Annotated in this window: 18 protein-coding genes; 13 read left to right on the forward strand and 5 right to left on the reverse strand. The window is 71.8% G+C overall.

The window, feature by feature from the left end; all coding sequences use genetic code 11:
* Positions 1-5: 5 nt before the first annotated feature.
* The 11 genes from ABZ924_RS28270 to ABZ924_RS28320 all read left to right on the forward strand — a co-directional run bounded on the left by ABZ924_RS28270 (position 6) and on the right by ABZ924_RS28320 (position 8436).
* Positions 6-188: a thiocillin family RiPP gene (locus ABZ924_RS28270; RefSeq protein ID WP_361915592.1), complete on the forward strand. Its 183-nt coding sequence runs from the start codon at positions 6-8 to the stop codon at positions 186-188.
* Positions 189-272: 84 nt separating this feature from the next.
* Positions 273-452: a thiocillin family RiPP gene (locus ABZ924_RS28275; protein ID WP_361915595.1), complete on the forward strand. Its 180-nt coding sequence runs from the start codon at positions 273-275 to the stop codon at positions 450-452.
* A gap of 57 nt (positions 453-509) precedes the next feature.
* On the forward strand, positions 510-677 hold the full coding sequence (locus ABZ924_RS28280; RefSeq protein WP_361915598.1) for a thiocillin family RiPP: 168 nt from the start codon (positions 510-512) through the stop codon (positions 675-677).
* 57 nt (positions 678-734) lie between these two features.
* Positions 735-902, forward strand: a complete 168-nt coding sequence (locus ABZ924_RS28285) for a hypothetical protein (RefSeq protein WP_361915601.1) — start codon at positions 735-737, stop codon at positions 900-902.
* A 125-nt stretch (positions 903-1027) separates the two neighbouring features.
* Entirely contained in the window at positions 1028-2158 is a 1131-nt protein-coding gene (locus tag ABZ924_RS28290) for a PqqD family protein (protein WP_361915604.1), read from the forward strand.
* Positions 2155-4578, forward strand: a complete 2424-nt coding sequence (locus tag ABZ924_RS28295) for a lantibiotic dehydratase (RefSeq protein WP_361915607.1) — start codon at positions 2155-2157, stop codon at positions 4576-4578. Before ABZ924_RS28290 ends, ABZ924_RS28295 begins: the two co-directional genes overlap by 4 nt.
* A complete protein-coding gene (locus ABZ924_RS28300; protein ID WP_361915614.1) occupies positions 4575-5540 on the forward strand; it encodes a thiopeptide-type bacteriocin biosynthesis protein in 966 nt (321 codons plus the stop codon). Before ABZ924_RS28295 ends, ABZ924_RS28300 begins: the two co-directional genes overlap by 4 nt.
* The gene (locus ABZ924_RS28305; RefSeq protein ID WP_361915617.1) at positions 5540-6421 is read left to right on the forward strand and encodes an ATP-binding cassette domain-containing protein; all 882 of its coding nucleotides are present in this window, start codon (positions 5540-5542) and stop codon (positions 6419-6421) included. Before ABZ924_RS28300 ends, ABZ924_RS28305 begins: the two co-directional genes overlap by 1 nt.
* The gene (locus ABZ924_RS28310) at positions 6418-7644 is read left to right on the forward strand and encodes an ABC transporter permease (protein ID WP_361915620.1); all 1227 of its coding nucleotides are present in this window, start codon (positions 6418-6420) and stop codon (positions 7642-7644) included. Before ABZ924_RS28305 ends, ABZ924_RS28310 begins: the two co-directional genes overlap by 4 nt.
* A 79-nt stretch (positions 7645-7723) precedes the next feature.
* Positions 7724-7996: a hypothetical protein gene (locus ABZ924_RS28315; protein WP_361915623.1), complete on the forward strand. Its 273-nt coding sequence runs from the start codon at positions 7724-7726 to the stop codon at positions 7994-7996.
* A 179-nt stretch (positions 7997-8175) separates the two neighbouring features.
* Positions 8176-8436, forward strand: coding sequence for a hypothetical protein (locus ABZ924_RS28320; RefSeq protein WP_361915626.1), 261 nt, complete (start codon positions 8176-8178; stop codon positions 8434-8436).
* Positions 8437-8449: 13 nt separating this feature from the next.
* On the opposite strand, the gene ABZ924_RS28325 is transcribed toward ABZ924_RS28320, so the two are convergent.
* The 4 genes from ABZ924_RS28325 to ABZ924_RS28340 form a co-directional block, all read right to left on the reverse strand.
* The gene (locus ABZ924_RS28325) at positions 8450-9421 is read right to left on the reverse strand and encodes a helix-turn-helix transcriptional regulator (protein WP_361915629.1); all 972 of its coding nucleotides are present in this window, start codon (positions 9419-9421) and stop codon (positions 8450-8452) included.
* 359 nt (positions 9422-9780) lie between these two features.
* Positions 9781-11007: an FAD-dependent oxidoreductase gene (locus ABZ924_RS28330; protein ID WP_361915632.1), complete on the reverse strand. Its 1227-nt coding sequence runs from the start codon at positions 11005-11007 to the stop codon at positions 9781-9783.
* 134 nt (positions 11008-11141) lie between these two features.
* Positions 11142-12086 (reverse strand): RNA polymerase sigma factor SigJ, encoded by a 945-nt coding sequence (gene sigJ / locus ABZ924_RS28335; RefSeq protein WP_361915635.1) that lies wholly within the window; start codon positions 12084-12086, stop codon positions 11142-11144.
* A gap of 892 nt (positions 12087-12978) precedes the next feature.
* Positions 12979-13956, reverse strand: a complete 978-nt coding sequence (locus tag ABZ924_RS28340) for a helix-turn-helix domain-containing protein (RefSeq protein ID WP_361915638.1) — start codon at positions 13954-13956, stop codon at positions 12979-12981.
* A gap of 135 nt (positions 13957-14091) precedes the next feature.
* Between ABZ924_RS28340 and ABZ924_RS28345 the strand changes: the two genes are divergently transcribed.
* Complete coding sequence (locus ABZ924_RS28345) at positions 14092-14415, forward strand: antibiotic biosynthesis monooxygenase (protein WP_361915641.1); 324 nt, start codon at positions 14092-14094, stop codon at positions 14413-14415.
* A gap of 374 nt (positions 14416-14789) precedes the next feature.
* On the opposite strand, the gene ABZ924_RS28350 is transcribed toward ABZ924_RS28345, so the two are convergent.
* Positions 14790-15128, reverse strand: a complete 339-nt coding sequence (locus ABZ924_RS28350) for a MerR family transcriptional regulator (protein WP_361915644.1) — start codon at positions 15126-15128, stop codon at positions 14790-14792.
* 821 nt (positions 15129-15949) lie between these two features.
* Here ABZ924_RS28350 and ABZ924_RS28355 point away from each other — a divergent pair.
* Complete coding sequence (locus tag ABZ924_RS28355) at positions 15950-16309, forward strand: hypothetical protein (RefSeq protein ID WP_361915645.1); 360 nt, start codon at positions 15950-15952, stop codon at positions 16307-16309.
* Positions 16310-16386: the final 77 nt, after the last annotated feature.

Genomic DNA, 16386 nt, shown 5'->3' on the forward strand with positions numbered 1-16386 from the left:
CACACATGGACAACATGGACAACCTGACCGACCTCGACCTGAGCATGGCCGCGGACGGCCCGTCCGGCGCCTTCCTGGAGGACCTCCAGGACGCCACCGCCGCGTACTCCACGATCGGTTCGGTCTCCACGGCGGGTACGGCCACGGGCTGCGCGAGCAGCTTCGGCTCCGCCGGAACCTTCGGCTGACGGGGGCGGGCCGGTGTCCGGCCCCGGACCCGGAACACCCACCCCGACCTGCCCTTCGATCCGTGAAAGGAGGTGGAAGAACACATGCAGCACATCAGCGAAAGCGGCCTGGAGGTCGACCTCTTCGCCGCCGCCGAGGCCTCGGTCGAGGACCTCTCGGAGAGCGCCGCCGCGGGCTGGTCCAGCGCCGGCAGCGTCTCCTCGGCCGGCTGCGCGACCGGCACGTTCAGCTCGGCCGCCACGCTCTCGTCCTACAACAGCTGACCGGGGAGGCCGTCGTGACGGCACGCCGGTCCAAGACGGCGAAAGGAGGTGAAAGACATGGAGCACATCAACGACAACGACCTGCAGCTCTTCCTGAGCGACGAGCTGGTGGTCGAGGACCTGCCGGAGACGGCGGCCCTCGGTTCCTGGGGAAGCGCGGGCACCTTCGGCAGCACGGTCGGCGGTTGCGCGTCGACCGTGAGCACCGGCAGCACGTTCACCTGATCCGGCCCGAGCACCTGCATCGGACCGGCCACCGCAGCAACAGAAGGAGGAACCACCATGGAGCACACCCAGCTGGGCGATGACCTGGACCTGGAGGCCTTCGTCGAGGAGCTCGACGACGCCGCCAACCCGGCCCTCTCCACCGCCGCCACCCTGGCCTGCGCCGGCTCGTTCGCCGGCAGCTGCGCGTCGAGCGGCAGCAGCTTCTCGACCGCCTCTTCCTGAGGAACGCCGGGGAGCCGCGTCGCTGGTACCGACGCGGCTCCCCACCTCGCGAGTCTCGCAGAAACCCACTCGCAACGGACCCGGTCCGTCCGAAAACGCACGATCACGACACCGAGAGCGAGGACATGCACGTGTCATCCGGCCACCACACCGCGGTGATCGAGCCGTGGCTCGACACCGAGCCGCTGCGCATGCGCGAGGGCGTCGAGATCACCACCGGCGCCGGGGGCCGCACCATGCTGATCACCCCGGCCGGCCGGTACCTGAACATCTCGCCCAGCGGGCTGGCCATCCTGCGCCACCTGGGCGACGGCATGACGGGCACGGAGCTGATGGCCCTGCTCGCCGCGCGCTACCCCAAGCAGGACGAGCAGATCCGGACGATCCTCCCCGACTTCCTCGCAGACCTCCGCCGGGCCTGCGTCCTCAACCTGGAGCCCCTGCCGGCCACCGGCACCGAGAAGGCCGCCAGGTACGGCCGGCTCGACCTCGTCAAGCGCTTCCCGCTCGTCCGCGACCCCAACCGGTACGCCGCTCCGGTGGCGGCCCTGCTGCGGCGGCTGCCCGCCTGGCTGCCCGCCACCCTGCTGCTGGCCGTCCCCCTGTTCGCCCTGCCGCCAGCCGTGCTCGCCCTCCGCTCCTCCCCGGGCAGCGCCGATCCGGCGGTCTGGATGGTGGTCGCCGCCGTGGCCGTGATGCTCGCCGAGGTCGCGGTGCACGAGTCCTGCCACGCCGTCGCGATGGCCTACAACCGGGTCACGCCGAAGGACGCCGGCGTCGGACTCATGCTCTACCTCTTCCCGATGGCCTACGTCGACCGCACGGACAGCTACCGGCACCAGGGCCGCTTCGGGCGGGTGCTGATCTCCCTGGTCGGGCCCCTCTGCGACCTGGCGTTCGCCGGTGCGTGGGCCGTCGCCGCACTCAACACCTCGGGTGACGCGGCACTGTTCTTCCGCATCCTGCTGGGCTTCCAGCTGCTGGCGGTGGTCGCCAACGTCAACCCGCTCTTCCCCAGCGACGGATACCACGCCCTCGAGGCGGCACTGGGGTCGATCAACATGCGCGGCCGCGCGCTCACGTACGTCCTGCACCGGGTGACCCGCAAGCCGCTGCCGCTCTACCTCCGGTCGGTCTCCGGGCGGGTACGCGCCGGCTACGTCTTCTACTTCGCACTCAGCCTGCTCTACACCCTGTTCGCGGCCGCACTGATCCTGTTCAACCTGTTCTCTCTGGCCATGGGGCTGATGCCGTGAATCCCAGGACGAATCCCGAGCGCGTACGGTCGGCACCGTTCCGGCTCGACCGGGTGAGCGGGCTGCCCGCCACCGCGCTGACGCTGAGCGAACCAGTACGCGAGCAGCTCGACCGCTGCACCGCCGCCGCCGCGGAACTCGACGCCGCCACCGCCCCTCTCGCCGACGCGGTCTTCCCGCTGGTTCCGCTCGCCGAGCAGGGCGCCCGGCGCCGGCTGCTGAAGCTGCGGCGGCTCGTGCACCGCGGCGGGGCCCTGACCGACGCCGACATCGCCTTCCTCGGCGCCGCCGGGGTTCCCGACGCCGAGCTGGCGCGCCGGCAGCGAGCCCACGAGGAGTCGGCCCGGCAGCTGGCCGCGCTGGAGCAGGCCGTCGCGGGCTGCGAGGCGGCCACGGCCGACGTCCTGCGCACCCACCTCGCCGAGGGCCCGCTCGCCTCGTCCTTGCCGCTGGTCTCGGCGCACCTGCCGCAGCGGCCTTCCGACGCCGAGCTGAAGCCGGGCGCCCGGACCTCGCGGACCCTGCTGAGCTACCTCGTACGGGCCGCGCTCAAGCCGAGCCCGCTGAGCCGGCTGACCACCGTCGCACTGCACCCGGCACCCGGCGCCGAGCCCGGCGGGCACGGTGAGACGGCCGTCCCGATCGGCCTCGTCCACAGCCTGTTCACCGAACTGGCGGCCACCCCGCGCTTCGCCGACGCCTTCGACTACGCCCCGGCCCACCCCGTTTCGACCCGGACCGGTGGCCACCCGGTGGTCCTCACCTCGCTCTCCGACACGGGCGGCTTCCTCTGGTCGACCGAGAAGATCGTCGACGCCGGGCTCTACCGGGCGGAACTGGACGGGCTCGGCGACACCCGCCCGGGCACGCTTCCCCCCGGCAGGCTGGCCCGACTCGTACGCACGGGCCTGCTCGTCCCGGTCGTGCCCTGGGAACGCGGCAGCCACGCCCCGCTCCTCGACCTGGCCGACGCCCTGCTGGGCAGCGCGGCCGAGGACGCCCCCGCGATCGCCGCGGCCCTGACGGCGTTGGACGACGGGGTCCGCGCCGTCGCCGCGGCCGGGCCGGCCGACCGCCGGCGCCTGCTGCCCGCCCTGCGCGCGCAGGCCGACCGGATCGCCGACCTCTGCGGAGCACCGCACTGGACCGGCCAGCTGGTCCACGAGGACGCGGCCGCCCCCGCCCCGGTCGGACCGCTGCCGGAGACGGTCGCGGCCGACCTGGAGACGGTGGCCTGCGCACTGCGCCCGTACCTCGTGCGCTCGCACGTCTACGACGCCGTACTGGAGGCGTTCAAGGCCCGGTACGGGACGGGCGGCAGGTGCGCGGACGCCGCCGGGTTCTTCATGGAGATCCACGGCGACAGCACCTTCAAGGTCGCCTTCCACCGGGCCCGGATGCGGGACATGGAGCCCGCTACCGGGCAGGACGGGCGCGCCTTCCTTCCCGTGGGGCGCACTTCCGCACCGCCGTCGGCCGCTGTCCTCCACCAGCTCGCCGCGGACAGTGCCGGGGCCGTCCGCGACGGCCGCTACCGGATGGTGGTCAACCAGTTCGGCAGCGCCCTCGGCGGACTCGTCGGCCGGTTCGGCCGGGTCCTCGGCGCAGAGGCCGTCGCCCGGGCCCAGACCGGCTGGCTGGAGGAGCTCTTCCCCGGCTGCGAGGTCCGCGGTCTCACCCTCTGCGCCGAGGTCAACAACCTCCAGCACGCCGGTGCCGGCCACCTGCCCGAGCTCCGGTGGCCCGCGGAGCGGCAGCGCCCCCGCCCGGATTCGATTGGTTTCGACCGGCTCGTCCTGCGGCACGACGCCGCCGGCGACACCCTGGAGTTCGAGGACGCCGCCGGCCGCCCCGTCGCGCCGGTGTACACCGGCATCGTCCCGTCGCACATCGCCACGGGCGCCGCCCGCCTGGCCCTCGCCGTCATGGACCCCTGGCTCGACCGGTCGGCCCTGACGCGGGACAACCATCCGTTCCTGCGCGCCCAGGCCCATGCCGGCGGCACCGCCGAAACCGTCAGGACCCCCCGCGAGACCGCCGGACGGGTCGTGCTGCGGCGCGCCCGCTGGGTGTTCCCCGCCGCTTCCTTCCCCCTGCCGGAGCGGGGCGAGTCGACGGCCGCGCACCTGCTGCGCCTGGACCGGTGGCGGCGCGCGTGGCAGCTGCCCCACGAGGTGTTCTTCCTCGCGCTGGGCGACGACCCGCTCGACGCCAACCGGCGCAAGCCGATGTGGCTGGACCTGTCCTCGCCGCATGCGGTCGCCACCGCGCTCCCGTTGATCGCCGGCGCGCACACGCTCCGGGTCGAGGAGGCGCTGCCGGGCCGGGAGCACGCCTGGGTCGCCGGGGCCGACGGCCCGCACACCTGTGAGCACGTCAGTTTCCTTGCCTGGGACCGTCCTTCCGGAGACAGCCGATGAACCGCACACCGCCTCCGGTGGACCACCCCACGTGGCTCTACCTCAAGCTGTACCCGGGCCGGCCGGACCTCCTCGATGCGACGCTGACCGAGGTGGTGGCACCGCTCGTCGCACAGGTCGCACCCCTCGCCTCGCGGTGGTTCTTCCTGCGCTACCTGGACACGACGGGCGCCCATGTCCGCCTGCGGTTCCACCTTGCGGGCCCCGCGGCCGACGCCCTCGCGGAGCGGCGCGCGGAGCTGACCGGCCGGCTGGAGGCTCTGGCGGACCGGCCGGCGCCGGACCGGCCCGCGCCGACGGCCCTGCCGGCTTCGGCCGCCCCGGGTGCGGTCCCGTCCGCCGGTCGGGCGCAGGGCCGGCCCGAGGTGCGCCTCGACCTCTACGAGCCCGAGTACGCCAAGTGGGGCGGTCCCCGGTACCTGGAGGTCGCGGAGCGCACCTTCCAGGCCTCCAGCGCGACCGCGCTGCGCCTGCTCGACGCGTCGGACGGCACGCTCGAACACCGCCTCGCCCTGGGCGGCTCGGTGATGACCGGCCTCCTCGACCGGCTCGGCCTCACCGGTGAGCAGCGGGCCGGCTTCCTGCGTACCCACTACGCCTGGTGGTCGGGGCGCCGGCATGCACAGCCCGCCGACGGCGCCGCCCGCGACACCGCCCTGCGCACGCTTCACGACCGGCTGCTGCCCACCGTACGGGAGCGGGCCGAACGGCTGCTCGCGACCGGGCCCGAGAGCGAAATGATCAGTAGGTTGTGCGCCGATATGCTGCTCGGTATCGAAGATCGGGGGCCGCAGCAGAAGCCGCTCTTCCTGGCTTTCCACCACCTGCACCTCTCGCTCAACCGGCTCGGGATCGTGCCGGTCGAGGAGGCCCTGGTGTCGCTGTCGGCCGGGTCGTACCCGGAGACCGTGCGGACGATCCCCGTCCCGTCCCCCGTCCCCGCCCGCTCTGAGGAGTCGTAGTGCTGGAACTGCACAATGTCAGAAAGGCCTTCGGGGACCGCCGGGTCCTCGACGACGTGAGCATGGCCCTGACCCCCGGGAAGCTCACGGGCTTCGTCGGGTCCAACGGTGCGGGCAAGACGACCACGATGCGCATCATCATGGGTCTGCTCGCCCCGGACAGCGGCCGGATCACGTGGAACGGCTCGGCTCTGACCACCGAACAGCGCCGTGCCTTCGGGTACATCCCGGAGGAGCGCGGCCTGTATCCGCGCCAGCCCGTACGGGAGCAGCTCGTCTACTTCGGGATGCTGCACCTGATGTCGCCGCGTGAGGCGGCGCAGCGCGCGGACGAGATCCTGGAGGTCCTCGGCCTGGAGCAGCGCGGCGCCGACAAGCTCGAGGACCTCTCGCTCGGCAACCAGCAGCGCGCGCAGATCGCGGTCGCGCTCATGCACCGGCCGGAAGTCCTCGTCCTCGACGAGCCGTTCTCCGGCCTGGACCCGGAAGCCGTCGACGCGCTCAGCGGCCTGATCCGCTCCTGCAGCGACGACGGCGTCCCCGTCCTGTTCTCCAGCCACCAGCTGGACCTGGTGGAGAAGCTGTGCGACGAGCTGGTCATCCTCTCCGGCGGCCGGATCACGGCTTCCGGAACGGCCGCCGAACTGCGGGCGGAGCACCGCGTCGTGATCCGCATCGACGCACCGGGGGCGGCCGGCTGGATCGGCGGCCTGGAGGGGATCGAGGTCCTGTCCGCAGACGGTGCGCACGCGGAGTTCGCCGCGTCCGACGCAGGAGCGGCCGATGCCGTACTGCGCGAGGCGCTGGCGCGCGGGCCGGTGACCCACTTCGGTGAGGTTCCGGTGCCGCTGTCGGAGATATACAAGGAGGCGACCCGGTGACCGGGGTCCAGCAGCGTTCGAAGACGTCCCCGATCTGGCTGCGGGTGGCGCAGCGTGAGGTACGGGTCCGTGCCCGCAGCAAGGCGCTGTGGCTGTCCACCGTGGCCATGGTCGTCCTGATCGTCGGCGGCGTGGTGGCCCTGCACTTCCTCTCCGGCCGGACCACGAGCTACAAGGTCGCCGTCACCTCGCCGGAGGCCGCCCGGATCGTCTCCGCCGCGGCCGCCGCCGCGCCGGATGTCGAGTTCGAGACGCGGAGCCTGCCGGACCGGGCCGCAGCCGAACAGACCGTGAAGGACGAGGAGGCCGACGCCTTCCTGGTGCAGGAGGACGTGGCGGGCCGCCCCGCCTGGAGGCTCGAGGCGAAGGGCCAGCCGGAGGCGGCGCTCCACGGCTACCTCGCCCGTGCGGTTGCGGACGGGGCCATGCAGCAGAACGCCCAGGCCCTGGGCGTCCCGCTGGCCGAGGTGCTGCGCGGCTCCGAGCTGACCCCCGTGGAGCTGGACTCCGGATCCGACCAGGCCGAGTACCAGTACGGCGTGACCTTCGCCTTCGGCCTCCTGTTCTTCCTGTCCTGCCAGCTCTTCGGCACCGCCACGGCCAACAGCGTGGTCGAGGAGAAGGAATCCCGGGTGGTCGAGGTCCTGCTCGCCGCCATCCCGACCCGCTCGCTCCTGGTGGGGAAGGTCGTGGGCAACGTCTTCCTCGGCATCGTCCAGATGGCACTCTTCACCGTTTCGGGGCTGCTGAGCGCGGTGGCGGTCGGCGGGATACCGCACCTGGGGGCGATCGCCGCCTCCAGCGGCTGGTTCCTGCTGTTCTACCTCGTCGGCTTCAGCACGGTCTGCTGCCTGTTCGCGGGCCTCGGGGCGCTGGCCTCCCGTACGCAGGACATGCAGGCGGCCACCGCCCCGCTCCAACTGCTGGTGACCGCCACCTACATGTGCTCGATCATCGGCAAGGGCGTGGTCGTCACCATCGCCTCGTTCGTCCCCATCGCCTCCACCGTCACCATGCCGGCGCGGGTCTTCGCCGGAACCGCCGCCTGGTGGGAGATCGCGGCCTCCCTCGCGATCGCACTGGCCTTCGCGGCGCTCACCATCCGCATCGCGGCCCGCGCCTACCGCTCGTCGGTGCTGCACACCGGCAGCCGGCTCTCCCTGCTCGCCTCGCTGCGCGCGGCGGGCGCCGAGCCCGCGGGCGCCCGGCCCACAGGCGCGTAGGACCGGACACAGGTCCCGCACTGCGACCGGCCAGGGCACGTCCTGGCCGGCCCCCCAGAAAAGAAGAAGGGTTCCCCCCATGAGCAACCACGTCGTCGTCGCCGAGATCGGCCTGACCAAGAACAAGTACGGTGCCGAGATCCGCACCTCCGAGCCGATGACCCTGGACGAGGCCCGGGCGTACGCGCTCACGGCCGCCCGCGGCGGCCACCCCGAGTTCGTTCCGGCCCCCAAGAACGCCCAGGTGCTCCGCACCGGCGGTGAGGACCAGTACCTGGTCGTCGAGGGCCACCGGTTGAGCCCGGACAGCCTTACCCGGCTGAGCGTCGCAGAGGTCGTGGCGAGCGCCTGACGCGGGCCGGGCCCCGGGGCCTGCGCCGTGTGCGATCGCCTCCCCCGGTCAGCAGGGGGAGGCGATCACACCTGCGGTGACGGGCAGTCATCTCCCGGGCCGTGAACCAGGTCTGGCAGAATCGCAGGGGCACTCCCGCGCAGCCTCGGCCGACGTACGACACCGCCAGGAGGACTTCCGTGGTGACTCTGAGGATTCAGGGCTTAGCCCGTCCGGAGGCCGACGGCCTCCTCCTGCTGCCGGAGACGGCCTGCATCAGGCTCGTGGCGCAGTTGCCACCGCAGTGGCGCACGACCCAGCAGATGGAGGCCGGCCGGTTCACGCTGGATGTCCGGGTACCGGATGGGGGCGATCCGAAGTCCGCCCGTCAGACCATCGAGCAGGCGTTCCGGGATCCCGGTCTGCGGGACTGGACCTGGGCCGAGCGGCCGGCGCACTAGCGTTCAGCAGCGTTCAGAGCCATCCCCGGTCACGGGCGGCCAGCACTCCCTGGGCCCGGGTGGTCGCGCCCAGGCGGCGCAGCAGCTGGGCGATGTGGCCGCGGTAGGTACGCACCGAGATGCCCAGGTCGCGGGCACCGGCGTCATCCTTCTCGGCCCGCACCATCGTCTGCAGCACCTGCTGCTCGAAATTGGTCAGCCGTTCGTGGTCGAGGCCGCGAGCCGTCGACCAGAACCGCTCGAAGAGGGTCACGAGGCTGGAGATCATCCCGGGCTGGTGCACGATCAGCGCGCCGCGCGAGGTCTCCTGGGGGTCGATCGGCACCAGGGCGGTACGCCGGTCGAAGATCAGCATCCGTTCCAGGGGCCCGTCCAGGGTGCGCACCTGTGCACCCTGAGCGGCCAGTTCGGTGAGGTAGCCGGCGGTTTGCCCGTCGGCGAGGGCGTCGGTCCGCACGATGGTCCGCATCGCCGTACCGCGCCGCAGCGCCCGCAGGTCCGCCTCCTTGGCGGCTTCGATCGCCGCAGGGGTCAGCGGGCCGTTGGGCTGTACGGAGGCCACCTCGTGGTGGACGAAGAAGGCCAGTTCGTCGATGCGGGCGCGCACCCGGTCGGCACCCTCGACCCGTTCGACACCGTCCGGCAGGGACTGCCGCCGCCCCTCCCGCTGGTCGTCGAGCAGCACGTTGACCAGTCGCCGCGAGGAGATGACCTGCTGGAGCTCCTCCTGGAGTGCGGTCAGCCGGCCCTCGACCAGCCGCTCCATCACGAGGAACGGGTCGGTCGCCTCGAACCCCCGGTCGTCGGCGCCGGTCACCATGCCGTACTTCTCCAGCCGGTCCAGCACCTCGCGCAGGTCGGCGCAGTCCATCCCGACGGTCAGTGCCAGGGCCTCGACGCCTGCGCCGGGAGAGCGCAGCACCGCGCGGTAGGCGAGCTCCTCATCGTCTGTGACTCCCAGGTGCGCCAGCTCACCCTGTGCCATCCGTATCCCCCTGATGACGCCGAAAAAATCGACCGGAACCGTTCGCCCGTTGATCGATAACTGATCGTAACGCCGACTGGTGACAGCAAGATCCGGTGAATATTCGGTGTGGCGCCTGAAGCCCCTTGCAATCCTTGGGCCGAAGCGCAGTGATCCGGCATATTCTGCGGCCCTTGTGCCGAAGTTGTGACGCTCGTTCGGGACCGTCACGCGCCCGGCCCGCCCGCTGCAGAACCGGACTTCCTAACGGCTTCTTGACAGCGGACGGGCTCGAGAGACGGTTTGGCGCCATGCGTGCGACCGCGGAACGAACGGAGCGTCACCGGGGATCCGGGCGACGGGAGTACGGGCGGCGGCGGTCAGACCGCCGCCTCCGCCCGGGCACCCGTCCGGGCCTCCTGCCGCACCACGTGCCGGCGCCGGGACGGCATGCCCACGGTCGGGTTGGTGACGCCCCAGGCCGCGCCCTTGCAGATCAGCTCCTTGTAGAGGGCGGCCACGCGGCCCGTCAGGGCCCTGTCGAGCGCCCGGTCGTCCGCGGTGACGAACTGGATCAGGCCCTCCTTGCGGCCGAGGGAGATGCACTGCTGGAAGTAGCGGATGGTGGCGCGGGGGACCTTGGCGCCGGTGAGGCGGGCGGCGATGGCGTCGGCGGCTTGCCAGGCCATGGGAACGCCCGAGGCGCAGGACATGCGCAGCGGCTTGTCGCCCGGACCCATGGCCAGGGCCGCGTCACCCACTGCGTACACGTCGGGGTGCGAGACCGAGCGCATCGTGGCGTCGACCACGATCCGACCTCGGTCGGTGAGCTCCAGGGTGGTGCCCTGGGCGATCGGGTGGACGGCGAAGCCGGTGGTCCAGACGGTGACCGCCGAGGGGATCGACCTGCCGTCGGCGGTCTGCACAGCGTCCGCCGCCACGGCGGCGACCTCGGTGTGCTCGTGGACCGTGACGCCGAGCCCGTCCACCACCTTTCGCAGGTGGGCGCGGCCCTTCTGCGAGAGCCAGTCGCCGAGTACGCCGCGCACGGCGAGGGCGACATCGAGGTCCGGGCGGGCCTCGGCGATCTCGGTCGCGGCCTCCAGGCCGGTCAGGCCGCCGCCGACCACGACCACGGGCCGGCCGGCGTCCAGGGCGGCCAGACGGTCGCGCAGGCGCAGGGCGCCCCGGCGGCTGGACACCTCGTGGGCGTGTTCGGCGGCGCCGGGGACGCCGCCGTCGTCCCAGCCGCTGCCGAGGGCGTAGACCAGGGTGTCGTACGCCAGCTCCTCGGCCGACTCCTCGGCCGACTCCTCGGGCCCGTCACCATGGGCGGAGCCGACCATGACCGCCTTGCGGTCCACGTCCACGGCAATGACCTTCGCAAGCTTCAGCTCCACACCCGTGCCCGCGAACATCTCACCGAACGGGCGGGGCCTGAGGTCCTGTCCGGCCGCGAGCTGGTGCAGCCGGACGCGCTCGACGAAGTCGGGCTCGGGGTTCACGAGGGTGATGGCCACGTCCTCGCGGTACAGCCGCTTGGCGAGGCGGCCGGCGGCGACGGCTCCGGTGTAGCCGGCTCCGAGGACGACGATGCGGTGCTGCATGGGCCTGCTCCAGTCTGCGCGGGTCGGTTCCGCCCTTGTCTTGCGCGGTGTCGCCCCTTGAACCGGACAGCCCACCGTTCCCTGACAGGATCGGAATGTGACCTGCGCCACATCACCCCTCCGCCGCCCTCGGATCAGAGGGTGTAGAGCGGGGAACCCCCTTGCCCCTCGGCGGCCCACCGCTCGGTCGCGCGGACGAGCTTGTCGGGGTTGACCTGGCTGCGGACCGCCGTGATGCCCTCCGCGGTGACCTCCAGGCAGGTGATCCCGACGACCCGGCCGTCCACGACCGCCACGATGGCGGGCCCGCCGTTGGCGGTCGTCGCGTAGATGTCGGGCGCGCCGCCGACGTACGCCCGCTTGGCCGGGCTGGGCTTGAACAGGCCGCGCAGGAAGGTGGCGACCGCGAGCGCGCCCTCGAACGCCTTCGCGCGGGCCGGGACCTTGCCGCCGCCGTCGCCGACGGAGACGGCGTCCTGGGTGAGCAGGCGGACGAGGGGCTCGGTACGGCCGCTGGTCGCCGCGGCCAGGAACTCCTCGACGATCCTGCGGGCGGCGGCCTCGTCGATCTCGGTGCGCGCCTTACCGTCCGCGACGTGCTTCTTGGCCCGGTGCAGGATCTGCTGACTGGAGGCCTCGGTGATGTCCAGGATCTCGGCGATCTCCCGGTGCGGGTAGTCGAAGGCCTCCCGCAGCACGTACACCGCCCGCTCGTTGGGCGACAGGCGCTCCAGCAGGACGAGGACGGCGTACGACACGGACTCGCGCTGCTCGGCGGTGTCGGCCGGGCCGAGCATCGGGTCCCCGGCGAGCAGCGGCTCGGGGAGCCACCTGCCCACGTACGTCTCGCGCCGGGCGCGCGCCGAAGCCAGCTGGTTGAGGCAGTAGTTGGTGAGGACCTTCGTCAGCCAGGCCTCGGGCACCTCGATCCGCGCGACGTCGGCCGCCTGCCAGCGCAGGAACGTCTCCTGAACGGCGTCCTCCGCCTCGCTCGCCGAGCCGAGCAGCCGGTAGCCGATGGCCTCCAGCCGGGGCCTGGCAGCCTCGAACCGGTCCACGTCACTCATGATCAGGCCCATGCCCGAGATCCTAGATGCTGACCGCCGCACGCGGGCTGTCGTTCAGGCGGGCCGGCGGCCCTCGCGCATGAGGTCGCGTCCATGCCGTCGCCACGGCCAACGCCCCGGCCTCCGCACCGAAGTTCTGGTACGGGATGCCTTCCCCGGTGAACTGAGCCGCTGAGCAAACAACGAAGGCCCAGGTCCCTGACCCGGGCCTTCGTCCAAGAGCGGATGACGGCAATCGAACCCGCGCCATAAGCTCGGGAATCACCGATCTTCCCTGCCTTGCCTGGCACGCGTCTGGCGCCGACCAGTCTTCTGATCCGTAGCTCTACAGAGATCGGTCAGCGCCGGTCATACCGGGTGCGTCATGACCACCTCGGGTACTGGCGGTCAGGTAGGGCTGCCGCCGTTGCGGTACCGAGTTGCCGTACAGCGATCAACGATGCTGCGCAGGAAGCGCTGCCTTCTGGATGCGCCCCCAGCCTCCCGCCCCAGCAGCAAGGCCGCGACACCACCCGGCAAGTCCGCAATCGGTTGCAGCCACAGCGGTGCTGGCGATTGAGGCGCCACCGACTGAGCACCGCAAGCGATCGGCTGCGAGGCAGATCGTCGCGCCGTGCGTGGGCCTGCTTCGTCCAGGGCGTCCAGGAGGCGGATCGCGAAGACCTCGTCCGACTGCCGCGCGCCCAGGAGCGCGAAACTCGCGGCCCCGGCAGAAGCCGGACCGGCTCCTCTGAAGGCGGCCGTGATCCACCGGCATTCGAACCTTGAGCGTCAGCGGAGGTCGCCGCCGGGGTCGATGCCCCGGTGCATGCGCTGCGCGGCAAGGCATCCGGCACGGAGCTGGCACGGGAGCGGTAGACAGGTCCAGGCAACACAAAAGCCCCGGGGCGGGGGCCGTCCCGGCCTAGGCGCCGGCGGCGGCGGTTCCGTTGCGGAGGTGCCCGGGCGTGGCGCCGAGGCGCTTGCGCAGCAAGGTGGTGAGCGTGGAGGCGTTCTCGTAGCCGACGCGGCGAGCGACGGTCTCCGTGGGCAGGTCCGTGGTGCGCAGCAGGTGGGCGGCCTGTTCGAGCCGGATGGTCTGTGCAAACCGCAGGGGTGAGACGCCCAGGACCTTGTCCACGGCGCGCTGGAGGGTCCGCTCGCTCACGCCGACCGCCCGGGCCGCTTCGGCCATGCGCAGGGGCTGGTCGAGGTGCGCGCGGACCCAGCTCTCGAAGGCGCTGACGGTGGGATCGGTGCGGGCGAGGTGGCTGGGAATGGCGTAGCCGGCTTGGGTGGGGCGGTCGTCGACCACGAGGTAGCGGGCCGTGAGGTCGGCGAGGGCCGGGCTTGCCTGCCGCACCAGGGCGAGGGCGAGGTCGAGGTGCGCCATGGCGGCTCCGGCCGTGGTCACCCCCGGGGCATGGACCAGCATGTGACTCTCGGTCAGGGCGACTTCGGGGAACGCCTGCCGGAAGGCCGGGGCCAGCCACCAGCTGGTGGTGGCGCTGAGCCCGTCCAGCACCCCTGCCTCGGCGAGGAGGAACGTACTCGTGCACGCCGCGGCCAGGGGGATGCCTTCGGCCCGGGCCCGCCGGAGCGCCTCGCGCTCGGGTTCGCGTTCCGGGGCGGCCACCCAGTCCAGTAGGGGTGCGGGCTGTTTGGGGCCGGCCCCGGGCACGACGAGGAGGTCGGGCCGGGGTCCGTCGCCGGCGGCCTGGGCTTCGATCACGTGCCCGGAGGCCGTACGGACGGCACCCCGCCCGCTGACGCGGGTCAGTTCCCAGCGCGGTGGGGGGTGGGGCACTTCCTCCCGCAGTTCGTTGGCCATCTGCAGGACGTCGAGGACCGTGGCCAGCCCGGAGTCGAAGAGGTCGTCCATGACCAGCACCGAAATCCTCATGTCGGAAACGGTAAAGCATTCGGCGGATCCGCCACTGACCGGAGCCCATCGGCCGCTCATACGGTGATCACATCGCACGGCGGCGCGACACCCCACCGGGTCGCCCCGCACCCACCACGCACCGAGGAGCACTCCGTGACCAACGCCCTTGTCCCCGAGACCACCCGCATCGGCCTGCTCGCCCGCATCGAGGCCAAGCCGGAGTACGTCCGCCAGGTCGAGGAACTCCTCACCGGCGCCCTCGCCCTGGCCCGGGAAGAGGCCGACACCACCGTCTGGTTCGCGCTGCGCCTGGGCACTACCACCTTCGGCATCTTCGACGCCTTCGCCACCGAGGAGGGCCGCCGGGCGCACCTCCAGGGCAAGATCGCGGCGGCGCTCATGGAGCACGCCCCCGAGTGGCTCGCCGAGGCCCCCGAGATCCTGACCGTCGACGTCCTGGCCGCGAAGCTCTCCTGATCCGCCCGACCTGGGCCTTCCGGCCAGGAGCACCGCTCGTGTGCGCGGCGGAGGTGTCCGCAGGACCCCTCCGCCCCTCGACCCCGCCTGGTCTACGGCAGGATCCTCCCTCGCCAGGCGACACCTCGGCGGCGACAGGACGGGGCAGCACGGTGTGGCACGGCCTTCTCGACCGGCCGGTCCCAGGGAGGCCGCCGCCCTCCGCCGCACTCGGCCGCCACCGCCACCGCCGGACGGGTCTTCACGGCTGGTGCGGGAATCTGCCTGCTGCGGCCGACCGCTGCGACGGGCCCCGCCTGCCGCCCGGCGTTCCCGGCGGGTGGCGTCGACACCGGCGGGCCCGCCGACCGATGCCGGCAGTGGGCGTACTCGCCTCAAGCCTGCTCTGGGGGCGTGCCGGATTCGGCGGCGCGGCGGTACTCGGCGTTGATGCGCTGGGCCTCTTCGAGCTGGTCCTCGAGGATGATGATGCGGCAGGCGGCCTCGATCGGGGTGCCCTGGTCGACGAGTTCGCGGGCGCGGGCGGCGATGCGGAGCTGGTAGCGGGAGTAGCGGCGGTGACCGCCCTCGGAGCGCAGCGGGGTGATCAGGCGGGCCTCGCCGATGGCGCGGAGGAAGCCCTGTGTGGTGCCGATCATCTCGGCGGCTCGACCCATGGTGTAGGCGGGGTAGTCGTCGTCGTCGAGACGGTCGTACGAGTCGTCTACTGTCATTTGCACCTCTCCGTTAAACGCATAGAGGGGCCCTGGTGCCAGTACTGGCACCAGGGCCCTGAAGGAACTACTACACCACCTGCCGGCCCTGATGAAGCGCCGGCCTTCTGTGTCCGCACACCCGGCCTGGTGGCTGCCGTCGGTGCGGGGATCGCAGCTGCTTGACCGAAGACCACCTCGCTATCGATGTCCTGCGGTACCCGGATTCGAAACTTCCGCCCGGGCGATCCTGATGGCGCCGTGTTCCTCCGTTCTTTCCTCGATGATCAACTTCTTGCCGTGCGGATACTGCGTACTGCTGGTGATGCGTACTGCTCAGCGACCTGGGGGAGCGCCGCTGCTGCCACGCCCTGGTGCGCGCGTCCGCATCCCGACGCCTTCCCCAGGGGTACTGCTCTACTGCGTTACGGGTACCGCGTCGGCCATGACCGCGGTCCCGCTCTCGGAGGCCCCTGATCACTGCGGGCCGCCCGGTCCGGCCGCCAGTTTCGTCACCGTCCTGCGAAAGCCCTGGCTTCGAAACTCCACCGCCGCACCGTCCTGCTCACTGCGACTACCTGTACTGCTTGCCGGCAGTTCGTCTCTGCCAGCCCCTGTCTCTCTGCTGGTTACGAAAGAAAACATAACCCAGCAAAGCCTCGATGTCTACTGCGGCCAACATAGATTTCCTGTCCCGGCCGAACAGGTAAGGGGTTCCTGGTCGGGAGTGCGACGTGGTCGCGAAGGCGCGGCGGCCCCTGCACCTGCGCGCCCCCGGTTGTCCTTCCCACCCGGCGGGACGACCTGTGGCCGGGGTGAGGCGCCCCGTAGGATCGGGTTTCATGTCGAAGATTGACGAGCTGCTCGTTGACGTCGCCAGGCTGGTGGAGTCCGGGCAGAGCAACCAGATGTCCCTGACCGTCGTGACGGGGGGCGCTGTCATCACAGGTCGGCTGGCACCCGAAGCGGTGTGGCGGCAGCGTGTCTCGGAGGTCTTGGCGGACTCCGACCGGCTGGCCGAGTTCTCCGCCGTCTTCGCCACCACGGCGGCGAAGGACGGACCGCCCACACACCTGCACTTCCACCTGGCGCGGATCCTCCAGGGCCCTGTGGGGATCCCGGAGACAGGCGGGATGTACCGCGTCTCGATCGCGGACATCAGCGCCTGGACCATCGGCGACGTCAGCTACTCCGATCACTGACCCCGCCCCACTGCAGGAGCCACCCGTCGATGCATGAAAGGACCCCACCGGCACACGTGCCGGTGGGGTCCTTTCAT

Origin of the sequence: Streptomyces sp. NPDC046876, assembly GCF_040645035.1 — a bacterium.
Classification (GTDB): domain Bacteria; phylum Actinomycetota; class Actinomycetes; order Streptomycetales; family Streptomycetaceae; genus Streptomyces.